The 12,739-nt window shown below is 57.2% G+C and carries 8 protein-coding genes; 2 read left to right on the forward strand and 6 right to left on the reverse strand.

Features of this window, described 5'->3' with window-relative positions:
• Positions 1–131: 131 nt before the first annotated feature.
• Complete coding sequence (gene metH / locus ABIC80_RS17415; protein ID WP_429177981.1) at positions 132–3,818, reverse strand: methionine synthase; 3,687 nt, start codon at positions 3,816–3,818, stop codon at positions 132–134.
• Positions 3,819–4,010: 192 nt separating this feature from the next.
• Here metH and iclR point away from each other — a divergent pair, with 192 nt between their 5' ends.
• Both iclR and ABIC80_RS17425 read left to right on the forward strand, forming a co-directional pair.
• The gene (gene iclR, locus ABIC80_RS17420) at positions 4,011–4,838 is read left to right on the forward strand and encodes a glyoxylate bypass operon transcriptional repressor IclR (RefSeq protein WP_023478496.1); all 828 of its coding nucleotides are present in this window, start codon (positions 4,011–4,013) and stop codon (positions 4,836–4,838) included.
• A gap of 118 nt (positions 4,839–4,956) precedes the next feature.
• A complete protein-coding gene (locus ABIC80_RS17425) occupies positions 4,957–5,973 on the forward strand; it encodes a hypothetical protein (protein WP_429177983.1) in 1,017 nt (338 codons plus the stop codon).
• On the opposite strand, the gene aceK is transcribed toward ABIC80_RS17425, so the two are convergent.
• The 5 genes from aceK to ABIC80_RS17450 all read right to left on the reverse strand — a co-directional run bounded on the left by aceK (position 5,970) and on the right by ABIC80_RS17450 (position 12,606).
• Complete coding sequence (gene aceK, locus ABIC80_RS17430) at positions 5,970–7,718, reverse strand: bifunctional isocitrate dehydrogenase kinase/phosphatase (protein ID WP_429177984.1); 1,749 nt, start codon at positions 7,716–7,718, stop codon at positions 5,970–5,972. The genes ABIC80_RS17425 and aceK overlap by 4 nt on opposite strands.
• An 84-nt stretch (positions 7,719–7,802) precedes the next feature.
• A complete protein-coding gene (gene aceA / locus ABIC80_RS17435) occupies positions 7,803–9,113 on the reverse strand; it encodes an isocitrate lyase (RefSeq protein WP_042712589.1) in 1,311 nt (436 codons plus the stop codon).
• Between the two features lie 153 nt (positions 9,114–9,266).
• Entirely contained in the window at positions 9,267–10,868 is a 1,602-nt protein-coding gene (aceB, locus tag ABIC80_RS17440) for a malate synthase A (protein WP_429177985.1), read from the reverse strand.
• Positions 10,869–11,114: 246 nt separating this feature from the next.
• Complete coding sequence (gene metA / locus ABIC80_RS17445; protein ID WP_042712586.1) at positions 11,115–12,044, reverse strand: homoserine O-acetyltransferase MetA; 930 nt, start codon at positions 12,042–12,044, stop codon at positions 11,115–11,117.
• A 133-nt stretch (positions 12,045–12,177) separates the two neighbouring features.
• Positions 12,178–12,606 (reverse strand): YjaA family stress response protein, encoded by a 429-nt coding sequence (locus ABIC80_RS17450; RefSeq protein WP_429177987.1) that lies wholly within the window; start codon positions 12,604–12,606, stop codon positions 12,178–12,180.
• Positions 12,607–12,739 lie beyond the last annotated feature (133 nt).

The raw sequence follows: 12,739 nt of genomic DNA on the forward strand, positions 1-12,739 counted from the left end.
AGCGGAATGAGGGCCTAAGAAAATATCATACTTTAAGAATGTTCTTAGTTCAAATTTGTATTATGTCTGCTTCACGATAGTTTCGTGAAAATGAAATGAAAAAACGGGGCAATTAACCTGCCCCGTATAATTTAATCCGCATCGTAACCTAAATGGGACGCCAGCCAGCGTTCCACTTCCGGCACGCTCATCCCCTTGCGACGCGCGTAATCTTCCACCTGGTCACGCTGGATTTGCGCCACGGCGAAGTATTTACTCTCCGGATGGCTGAAGTACCAGCCGGAGACCGAGGCTCCAGGCCACATGGCGAAGGACTCCGTCAGCTTCATGCCGGTATGTTTCTCCACATCCAGCAACTGCCAGATGGTCCCTTTTTCCGTGTGCTCCGGGCAGGCAGGGTAACCCGGAGCCGGGCGGATCCCCTGGTAATTCTCGCGGATCAGCGCCTCGTTGCTGAGATTTTCATATGGCGCATAGCCCCAGTAGACTTTGCGTACCCGCTCATGGAGATACTCGGCGAAGGCTTCCGCCAGCCTGTCGGCTATCGCCTTGACCATGATTTTGTTGTAGTCGTCGTGCGCGGCGTCATACGCATCTGCCAGCGCATCCTCTTCCAGTCCGCCGGTCACAGCGAAAGCACCGATGTAGTCCGCTTTACCGCTCTGTTTCGGCGCGACAAAATCGGCGAGGCAGTAGTTAGCAAAGCCGATTTTTTCCGTCTGCTGGCGCAGATGGCAGCCCAGCGCCAGCAGCTCTGTGCGGGTTTCATCCTGGTAAATCTCGACGTCATCGCCGACGCGGTTCGCCGGGAATAAGCCAACCACGCCGCGCGGGTTGAGCCGCTTTTCTGCGCCGAGCATATCGAGCATCTCGTTGGCATCGGCGAAGAGCCGTTTTGCCTCTTCACCCACCACCTCATCTTCGAGGATACGCGGATATTTGCCCGCCAGCGACCAGGTCATAAAGAAGGGCGTCCAGTCGATGTAGTTACGCAGCGTCTCAATACTGGCCGTAACTTCCTGCACACCTAACCGATGCGCGACCGGCGGCGTGTAGCTCGCCCAGTCGAATGCGAGATCGTTTTCGCGCGCAGCCTGCAGCGTTACGGGCGGCGTACGCGGTTTTTTACGCGCGTGCTGAATGCGAACCGTTTCATACTCTTTGCGGGTGCGGGCGACAAAATCATCGTGCTGCGTGGCAGAGAGCAGCGCAGAGACCACGCCGACGGTGCGCGAGGCGTTCTGCACATAGACCGTCGGCCCGCTGTAGTTCTGTTCGATTTTGACCGCCGTATGGGCTTTCGAGGTGGTCGCGCCGCCAATCAGTAGCGGAATGGTGAAGCCCTGACGCTCCATCTCTTTCGCCACGTTGACCATCTCATCGAGCGAAGGAGTGATAAGGCCGGAAAGACCAATCAGATCGGCATTCACTTCGCGGGCGGTTTTGAGGATTTTATCCGCCGGCACCATCACGCCAAGATCGATAATTTCGTAGTTGTTGCATTGAAGCACTACGCCAACGATGTTCTTGCCGATATCGTGTACATCGCCTTTTACCGTGGCGATCACCATCTTGCCGTTGCTGCTGCTCTTCTCTTTACTGGCTTCGATGTAGGGCTCCAGATAGGCCACCGCCTGCTTCATCACGCGGGCGGATTTCACCACCTGCGGCAGAAACATTTTGCCCTCGCCAAACAGATCGCCGACCACGTTCATGCCATCCATCAGCGGCCCTTCGATCACTTCGATCGGGCGTGCGGCCAGCTGGCGGGCCTCTTCGGTATCCTGCTCAATAAATTCGGTGATGCCCTTTACCAGCGAATATTCGAGGCGCTTTTTCACCTCCCAACTGCGCCACTCCGCCTGCTGGGCGGCGGCACCCTCATCGGCACCTTTACTGCCGCGATACTTCTCCGCCAGATCCAGCATGCGCTCGGTGGCATCGTCGCGGCGGTTAAGGATCACATCTTCTACCCCATCGCGCAGCTCGGCGGGCAGATCGTCATAAATCGCCAGCTGACCGGCGTTGACGATGCCCATATCCATACCGTTACGAATGGCGTAATAGAGGAACACGGCGTGAATCGCTTCACGCACCGGGTCGTTACCGCGAAACGAGAAGGAGACGTTCGACACGCCGCCGGAGATCAGCGCATGGGGTAGCTCGCGTTTGATATCTTCGCAGGCGCCGATAAAGTCCTGCGCATAGTTGTTGTGCTCTTCGATCCCCGTCGCCACGGCGAAAATGTTGGGGTCGAAAATAATATCTTCCGGCGGGAAACCCACTTCCTGAGTCAAAATCTGGTATGCGCGACGGCAAATCTCAATCTTGCGCGCGCGGGTATCCGCCTGGCCCACTTCATCAAAGGCCATCACCACTACCGCTGCGCCATAGCGGCGCACCAGCTTCGCGTGATGAATAAAGGCGTCAACGCCCTCTTTCATTGAGATGGAGTTAACAATGCCCTTGCCCTGGATGCACTTCAGCCCTTTTTCAATCACCTCCCATTTGGAGGAGTCGATCATGATGGGCACGCGGGCAATATCCGGCTCACCGGCAATCAGGTTGAGGAAACGCACCATCGCCGCTTCGGCATCGAGCATCCCTTCATCCATATTGATATCGATGATCTGCGCGCCGCTCTCCACCTGTTGGCGGGCGACATCGAGCGCTTCGTTGTACTTCTCTTCTTTAATCAGGCGTTTGAATTTGGCTGAGCCGGTGACGTTTGTGCGTTCGCCGACGTTCACAAACAGGCTTTCATCGCCAATATTGAGCGGCTCAAGACCGGCGAGACGGCAGGCAACGGGCAGTTCCGGCAGCTTGCGCGGCGGCACACCGGCAACCGCGCGGCTCATCGCCGCAATATGTTCCGGCGTGGTGCCGCAGCAGCCGCCGACAATGTTGAGGAAACCGGCCTGCGCCCATTCACCGATTTGCGCCGCCATGGTGTCGGCGTCAAGATCGTATTCGCCAAACGCATTCGGTAAACCGGCGTTCGGGTGCGCGGTGACGTAACACTCGGCAATGCGCGACAGCTCCTGCACATACTGGCGCAGCTCGTCCGGCCCCAGCGCACAGTTGAGCCCGAAGGTGAGCGCATCGGCATGGCGCAAAGAGTTATAGAATGCTTCGGTGGTCTGCCCGGAGAGCGTACGCCCGGAAGCGTCGGTAATGGTGCCGGAGATCATGATCGGTAGATCGATGCCCAGCGCGTCGAACTCCTCTTTTACCGCGAAGATCGCCGCTTTGGCGTTGAGGGTATCGAACACCGTTTCGATCATGATCAGATCGGCTCCCCCCTCCACCAGCGCGCGGGTTGATTCGCGATAGGCAGTAACCAGCTGATCGAAGGAGATATTACGAAACGCCGGGTCGTTAACGTCTGGCGAAATGGAGGCGGTGCGGTTGGTTGGGCCGAGGACGCCGGCTACATAGCGCGGTTTATCCGGCGTCTGCGCGGTCCACTTATCGGCGCTGGCACGCGCCAGCTTCGCGGCAGCAAAGTTGATCTCCGCCGACAGGGATTCCATCTGGTAATCCGCCATGGCGATGGTGGTGGAGTTAAAGGTGTTGGTTTCAATGATATCCGCGCCGGCTGCAAAATAGGCATCGTGAATATCAGCAATCACCTGCGGTTTGCTGAGAACCAGCAGGTCATTGTTACCTTTCAGATCGCAGGGCCAGTCGGCGAAGCGTTCGCCGCGGAAATCCTGTTCACTTAAACGATAGCTCTGGATCATGGTGCCCATGCCCCCATCCAGAACCAGAATACGTTCACTTAACTGCTGTTTCAGTTGCTCAACGTTGCTGCTCACACTCACTCCCGACGGCGCCAGATCAGGCCAAAAGGCCAGCAGGACATACTGGCATAAAGTCACTGGGCGGAAAAGCAACACGGGGGGAATATGAGAGAAGTTCACCATCACTCATCCGATCAGTAGAGTGAAGAGTTACGTTATACTCTGGCAAAACGAAAATCATTTCCACGATACAGAAAAGGAGCTCCTATGGTCGCTTCCGTCCCCGCAAAACGTGGCAGAAAAGCCGCCGCTCCCGCCGCGCCCGCTGGCGGGCAGGTGCAATCCTTAACGCGCGGCCTCAAATTGCTCGAGTGGATTGCCGAATCACACAGTAGCGTCGCGCTGACCGAACTGGCGCAGCAGGCCGGTTTACCCAACTCCACCACCCACCGTCTATTGACCACCATGCAGCAGCTGGGTTTTGTCCGCCAGGTCGGCGAGCTGGGGCACTGGGCGATTGGCGCGCACGCCTTTATCGTCGGCAGCAGCTTCCTGCAAAGCCGCAACCTGATGGCAATTGTGCACCCGATTCTGCGCAAGCTGATGGAGGAGTCCGGCGAGACGGTGAACCTGGCGGTGCTGGATAAGAGCGATCATCAGGCGATCATTATCGATCAGGTGCAGTGTACGCAGTTGATGCGCATGTCGGCGCCGATTGGCGGCAAATTGCCGATGCACGCCTCCGGCGCGGGAAAAGCGTTTCTTTCCCGGCTGGATGATGAGCAGGTTGGTAATCTGTTGCATCGCCAGGGGCTGCACGCTTATACCCACGCCACGCTGGTGTCGCCGCTGCATCTGAAAGAGGATCTCGCCCAGACGCGTAAACGCGGCTACTCCTTTGATGATGAAGAGCATGCGCTCGGCCTGCGCTGCGTCGCCGCCTGCATCTTTGACGAGCACGGCGAGCCGTTCGCCGCCATCTCTATCTCCGGGCCGATTTCGCGCATCACCGACGATCGCGTCACGGAGTTGGGCGCGATGGTAATCCGCGCGGCAAAAGAGGTGACGCTGGCTTACGGCGGCATTCGCACCTAAACAAGAGTGTTCTCTATGGGCGCGAGCACTCTCGCAGGCGACAGAAGGGATCTCTGATTGTTGTTCCCCCTCAGGCAGTGGCACTTTGGCAAAAATGCCCTTTCTGAGGTTCTGTTGTATGAAGTGTAATAGTCGTACGCTTGCCGCCCTCCTGCTGGCACTCCCTGTTCCGGTGTGGGCGCATGTGAAATGGTTTGTGGATTATGACGTCAAACTCGCCCCGGCCTCGCTGACAGCGATTGCCGGTTCGCTCAGCTTTTGGGCGCTGCTGGTTTTCGCCACGCTGGTGATTTTCGCCACCTCGCTGGCCGACCGCCGCCTCCCCTCATTCCCTGAGATCCCGCGCTTTCGCCCGCCGCTTCTGCGCGCCCATCGCTGGGTTCCGGTGATTATGCGTGTGGGAACCGGCCTCTTTTTTCTTATCCTCGGCCTCTTCTACCCGCAGGTGATCCTCACGCCAGAGCTGATCGTGGCCAACCCATGGTTGACCTTCATTCACTTCGCCATTGCCATCACCGCCGTGACGCGGAAAACCAGCTTTATCGCCGGGCTGCTGATGCTGCTTCTTTATAGCTATGCGGTGCAGCTTTACGGCGCGTTCCATATGCTCGATTACCTGCTGTTTATCGGCCTTGGTATCTATCTCCTCAGCCAGACCTTTCTGCTGGCGGAAAACGACGAACGCGTGATTGCCCTGGTGCGGCTGGTTCTCTGCTACTCCTTTTTATGGGGCGCCGTGGAGAAATTTATGCAGCCGAATCTCTATTTCCAGTTGCTGGACGCGCACCCGTGGCTGGCGATGGGGCTGGACTGGGATTTCTTTGTGCGCGGCTGCGGGTTTGTGGAGCTGTGCCTGATTTGGCATATCTACAGCGGCAAGCTGGCAAGCTACGCCTGCATCACTCTCTTCGCGCTGATTGCGGTGCTGGCCTTTATTCCCTTTGGCATCACGGATGTGGTCGGTCACCTGGCTTTTATTGTGCCGTTGATTGCGATCCTGCTTACGCCAAGGGAAACCGTGCTGTTTCGCAGCGCCGCAGCCAATACCGCCGCCTTTTTGGCGATGCTGCTGACGCTGTTACTGTTTGGCTCACTGAGCTACTCGGTGTTGCAGTACAACACCCATCTGCATTAACCCGCCTGCCGCAGCGTGCTTTGGGCGAAGCGAATGCAGAAGCGCTGGCGTTTGCGGTAGGCGTAGACATCCTCGACGTGCCCCTGGCGAATGCGCTCCTGCAAACCACGCCAGTAGTCGGCGCGAAAGAGATCGGCGTGCATCTCTTCAAACAGCGGGCCGATCTCCGGGTCGGCGCAGAGCCAGTGGCGAAACTCTTCAGGAAAGACATCGCCCGGCGCGACGCTGTACCACGGCTCGGCGCTCAGCTCATCTTCCGGGTAACGCGGGGCGGGAATATCGCGGAAATTCACTTCCGTCATGTAGCAGATTTCGTCGTAGTCATAAAAGACCACCCGGCCGTGGCGCGTCACGCCGAAGTTTTTAAACAGCATATCGCCGGGGAAAATATTGGCGGCGGCAAGCTGGCGAATGGCATTGCCATACTCTTCCACCGCGTCGCGCAGTTGCTGGCCTTTCACCTGCTCGAACCAGAGATTGAGCGGCACCATGCGCCGTTCGATATAGAGATGGCTGATGGCAATCCGATCGCCAAGATCGGTGATTTTGCCCGGCGCCTGCTCCAGCAGCAGCGCCATTAACGGCGGCGCAATCTGCCGCTTCTCCAGCACAAAATTTTCAAACTCCTGGGTGTCTGCCATGCGCCCGACGCGATCGTGCTCCTTTACCAGTTGGTAGCAGGCGCGAACGTGGGCGGCGCTCATCTCTTTTTGCGGCGGGAAGATATCCTTGATCACTTTGAAGACGCGATCGAACCCCGGCAGGGTAAACACCAGCATCACCATGCCGCGAATGCCAGGCGCTTCGATAAACTGCTCATCACTGTTAGTGACGTAGTGGAGATATTCGCGGTAACTCTCTGTTTTCGCATGCTTCTGGCAGCCAATCGCCATATAAAGCTCGGCGGTGGTTTTGCCCGGCAGGATCTCGCGCAGCCACTCGACGATGGCCGCCGGGAGCGGCGCATAGACCATAAAGTAGGAGCGGGCGAAGCCAAACACGATGCTCGCTTCAGCGTGCGTGGTGAGGCAGGTATCGACAAAAAGCTCCCCCTCCTCGCTGCGATGGATCGGCAGCAGAAACGGCAGCGTTCCCGCCGGGGTGATGAGTTTGCCCACCAGCCAGGCGGCCTTATTGCGATAGAAAAGCTCGTTCGCCACCTGTAAATGCGCGTGGTTGAGCGCATCCATGCCAAACGCTTCCAGCAGGTGAGCGCTGATATAACACACGTCACGCGCTTTGTCCTGCCACGGCAGCCGCAGCGGCAGATCCGATAACACTTTTGTCAGCAGCGCTTCCCAGCCGCGCTCCGGCCAGAAGGCTTTCGCCAGCGGACGCGGAATGGTGCGAAAACGGCGTTCGGGCTGTGAACTGAAGATGAAAAGCCGCTCGGGCGACAGGGAGCGATGATCGAACAAGCGGCAATAGACCGAGTTAAAGAAGCTTTCGGCAATTTCAAAACGGGGATAGTCGGGCAGCAGTTGCGTGTAGTGCGCTTTCACCTCTTGCAAAAATTCTACGTCCGGATGCTGGCTGTCGGTGATACAGCGCAGCTGCTCCACCACCAGACCGACGTGGTGATCGTAGAGGTGGATACGCTGTTTCATCGCCTGCTGCACGGCGTGCCAGTCCGCCTGCTCAAAGCGCTGCTGCGCCCCGGCGGTCACTTCCAGAAAGCGCCCATACTGCGCGTCAAAACCCTGCAGGATGGTTTGTGCAATTAACAACGCCAGGCCACGCGACATGTGCACCTCCAGGTGACGGCCGGATTAGTGTGTAAGCCGGAGACGCGCCCGCGCCATCCGGCAGCCACAATGCAGTCGGGCGCATTAGACGCCGAACTGCGCCTCTTCTGTCGATCCGGTTAATGCCGTGACCGACGAGGCTCCGCCCTGAATAATGGTGGTCACTTTGTCGAAGTAACCGGTGCCCACTTCCTGCTGGTGCGAGACGAAGGTGTAGCCCTCTTTCCCGGCGGCAAACTCCGGCTGCTGCACCTTCTCAACGTAGTGCTTCATCCCCTCGCCCTGCGCGTAGGCGTGCGCAAGGTCGAACATGTTGAACCACATGCTGTGAATACCCGCGAGGGTGATGAACTGGAATTTATAGCCCATATCCGACAGCTCCTGCTGGAAGCGCGCGATGGTGTCGTCGTCGAGGTTCTTTTTCCAGTTAAAGGAGGGCGAGCAGTTGTAGGCCAGTAGCTTGCCGGGGAATTTCGCGTGGATAGCATCAGCAAAGCGGCGTGCCAGCGCCAGATCGGGCGTCGAGGTTTCGCACCACACCAGGTCAGCGTAAGGGGCATAAGCGAGGCCACGGCTGATCGCCTGTTCGATACCGGCATGCGTACGGTAGAACCCTTCGCTGGTGCGCTCTCCGGTAATAAAGGCGCTGTCATAAGGATCGCAGTCGGAGGTGATCAAGTCGGCGGCATCCGCATCGGTACGCGCGACCACTAAGGTCGGCACGCCAAGCACGTCAGCGGCCAAACGCGCGGCAACCAGTTTTTGCACCGCTTCCTGGGTCGGAACCAGCACTTTACCGCCCATATGGCCGCACTTTTTCACCGAGGCGAGCTGATCTTCGAAGTGAACCGCCGCTGCACCGGCTTCGATCATCGATTTCATCAGTTCAAAGGCGTTAAGCACGCCGCCAAACCCCGCTTCCGCATCGGCAACGATCGGCAGGAAATAGTCGACATAACGTGGGTCGCCAGGCTCAATGCCGCTCGACCACTGGATCTGATCCGCGCGGCGGAAGGTGTTATTGATGCGCTCAACCACCGCTGGCACCGAGTTCGCCGGGTAGAGGGATTGATCCGGGTACATGCTGGCGGCAAGGTTGGCGTCCGCCGCTACTTGCCAGCCGGAGAGATAAACCGCCTCAATGCCCGCTTTCGCCTGCTGCAACGCCTGCCCGCCGGTTAATGCACCAAGGCTGTTCACGTAACCCTTTTTCGACTCACCGTTCAGCAGACGCCAGATTTTGGCCGCGCCAAGCTGCGCCAGCGTGCACTCCGGGTTGACCGAGCCGCGTAACTTCACCACCTCTTCCGCGCTATACGGGCGGCGAATGCCTTCCCAGCGTGATTGTGTCCATTCCTGTTGCAGCGCTTCAATTTGTTGGGTACGGGTTTTCATATGCAGATGCTCCCTATTCTTCTCCTGGCGTACCAGGCGTTATTGATGAAGGCCGTTTGCTCAGGGTCAGCACATCCACCGCAGCCTGTTTGTCATAAGCGGGGATGGTGAACGCTGCCCTGGCCAACGTGGCGAACAAATTAGCCCGGGTAGTTACGCCAGCAGGCGGTAGCCCGGCAGGGTTAAGAAATCAATCAACTCATCGGAAGTGGTGATCTGCTCCATCAGCCGTGCGGCATCGTCGAAACGCCCGCTGCTGTAACGGTGCTCACCCAGCTCTTCCTGGATGACCTGCATCTCTTCAGCCAGCATCTGGCGGAACAGCGCTTTGGTCACCGGTTTGCCGTTGCTCAGCGTCTTCTGGTGGTGGATCCACTGCCAGATAGAGGTTCGGGAGATTTCCGCGGTGGCGGCATCTTCCATCAGACCGTAAATGGGCACGCAGCCGTTGCCGGTGATCCACGCTTCGATGTACTGCACCGCCACGCGGATATTGGCGCGCATCCCCTCTTCCGTGCGCTCCCCTTCACAGGGGGCCAGCAGCTCTTCCGCGCGGATTGGTGCATCCTCTTCGCGGGTGACGAAAAGCTGGTTTTTGTGTTCGCCCAGCGCCGCGTTGAAAATCTCCATCACGCTGTCGCCAAGGCCAGGGTGCGCAATCCATGTGCCATCGTGTCCGTTATCCGCTTCCAGCTGCTTGTCGGCTTTTACTTTGTTCAGCACCCAGTTATTGCGTTCGACATCTTTGCTGGGGATGAACGCCGCCATGCCGCCCATGGCAAACGCGCCGCGACGATGACAGGTTTTGATCAGCAGGCGGGAGTAGGCGCTGAGGAAGGGTTTATCCATCGTCACCACCTGGCGATCCGGCAGTACGCGGTCCGGATAGTTTTTCAGGGTTTTGATGTAGCTGAAGATGTAATCCCAGCGCCCGCAGTTCAGCCCGACAATGTGGTCACGCAGCGCGTGGAGGATCTCATCCATCTGGAAGACGGCAGGCAGCGTTTCAATCAGCAGCGTCGCTTTGATGGTGCCGCGCGGCAGGTTGAAGCGATCCTCCGTGAAGCTGAAGACTTCGCTCCACCAGGCAGCCTCTTGCCAGGCTTGTGTTTTCGGCAGATAGAAGTAGGGACCGCTGCCTTTAGCCAGCAGACTTTTATGGTTGTGGAAGAAGTAGAGCGCGAAGTCAAAGAGGCTGCCTGGGATCGCCTCTCCACGCCAGGTGACATGTTTCTCCGGCAGGTGTAAGCCGCGCACGCGACACACCAGTACCGCCGGGTCGGGCTTCAACTGATAAATTTTTCCCGCTTCATTGGTGTAGCTGATGGTGCCATTGACCGCATCGCGCAGGTTGATCTGCCCATCGATCACTTTTCCCCAGTTTGGCGCCAGCGAATCTTCAAAGTCCGCCATGAACACTTTCACGTTTGCGTTCAGCGCGTTGATGACCATTTTGCGCTCAACGGGCCCAGTGATCTCTACCCGACGGTCCAGAAGATCGTCAGGAATACCGCGGATCGTCCAGTCGCTTTCACGGATGGAAGCGGTTTCCGAAATAAAGCCTGGCAGCTTGCCGTTATCAATCTCTTGCTGCTGCTGAATGCGCGCGGCCAGCAGTTGATTGCGTTTAGGCGTGAAGCGCGCGACCAGGTCGCTCAGGAATTCTACCGCCGCCGGCGTCAGGATCTGCTTCTCCTGCGCGCCAAGGGGCTGGGTAAAGGCCAGTTCTTCAGTTGTGGTCGCCTGTTGTGTCATGGTGCGGTCTCCTCTTTTGGCAGCGAACTCATTTTCCAGGGCAAACGACGATCGGTTGTGCAGTTTTCGTGCAGCAGGATCAATCCTGGACAATAAATTTTCCAAAATCAAAAACAATTTCCATTTTAATTACTAATTGATGGTAAGTAGTTGATTAGAGAGGAGATAAATTTTAATTGGCGCGTGAAGTGATTTTCGCAAACAAAAAAGGCACCCGAAGGTGCCTGTCGTCTGATGCTGAAACGCTTAATCCAGCGTCGGATTCATATGACGCAGATCGTATGGCGTGATCTGGTAGACGTAGTAGTTGAGCCAGTTGATGAACAGCAAATTACCGTGGCTGCGCCAGGAAGCGCGCGGTTTGTTTTGCGGATCGTTTTGTGGGAAATAGTTGTGCGGCAGTTCAGGTTGCAGGCCCGCTTCCACATCACGGAAATATTCGCTCGCCAGCGTGTCGGGATCGTATTCCGGATGGCCGGTAACAAACGCAATGCGCTTATCTTTGCTGGCGAAGAGGTAGGCATCGCCATCTGCCGTTTCCGCCAGGATATCGAGATCGGTGTAATCACGGATCAGCGCAGCGGGGAAATCAGCATAGCGCGAGTGCGGTGCGAGGAAATAGTCATCGAAGCCGCGCGTCAGCAGGGCATGAGGCTGCAGGAGGTGATGCTCATAAACGCCGGAAAGTTTATCGCTGCGGGTCTGTTTCGGAATGCCGTAGAGGATATTGAGTGCTGCCTGCACGGCCCAACAGACAAAGAGCGTTGAGGTGACGTGATCTTTAGCCCATGCCAGCACCTGCTCGATCTGCGGCCAGTAGGCAACATCGTTAAACTCGACCAGTCCTAACGGCGCGCCGGTGACGATCAGGCCATCGAAATTCTCGTCGCACACTTCATCGAAGTTACAGTAGAAGGTGTTGAGGTGCTCAGCGGGGGTGTTACGCGACTCGCGTGAATCGATTCGCAACAGGCGGACATCAACCTGCAGCGGGGAGTTGGAGAGTAAACGCAGGAACTGGTTTTCCGTCTCGATCTTTTTCGGCATCAGGTTGAGGATAAGCACCTTCAGGGGACGAATTTCCTGCACTGTCGCGCGTGAAGTCGTCATCACAAAGACGTTTTCATCCCGGAGAAGATTGACGGCCGGCAGCTCGTCCTGCACCCGAATCGGCATAACTTATATCCTCACAACATACGTTTATACGTTTAGACATCCAGACAGCTGACAATACCCATAAATGGTCTGAATGTCGAGCCTGCCGGTGGAAGGTGAGAAAGTTTCACATCACGGTTTGCGGCGTAACGTCTTAACTGATGATAGTGGGATGGTTATTGCCTGGCGGTTTTGGCTTTTTAGCCTGCTGCAGCGCGTCTAAAACCTGCGGATCGCTAAGTGGGGCGGGATTGGCGATGACATAAGGCGCGCGGCACCGGCCATATGCTGCACCGAAAGTCATTTCCATGATGGCACGCTCCTCTACCGCCGATAAACCGCCTTCGTTCATCTCCAGCGCATGGGTGAGAATGGCCAGCTTACCGGCTCCGGGCAGGGCATGCCAGAAAGAGCGGGGGGCGACTTTTAGGATCAGATCCCGGAGCAATTTCTCTGCCAGGAAGAAGTCGGCAACAATGATGCGCTGGTTACTGAAGGGCTGGTTGCCGGAAGCCTGCTGCTGAGTAGCGAGATTGCGCACAATCATGCGGTTTTTATAAAGCTGAACGTAAAGCGTGACCATGGCTACTTCCTTTAGCGACGAAGGGGGGATTAAAACGCGTGGAAAAAGAATAGCAAAAAGCCTCATGCTTTCGCATGAGGCTTTCGCTTTGTTTGATGCCTGGCAGTTCCCTACTCTCGCATGGGGAGACCCC

The organism is Kosakonia sp. 1610 (assembly GCF_050435845.1).
GTDB lineage: Bacteria > Pseudomonadota > Gammaproteobacteria > Enterobacterales > Enterobacteriaceae > Kosakonia > Kosakonia cowanii.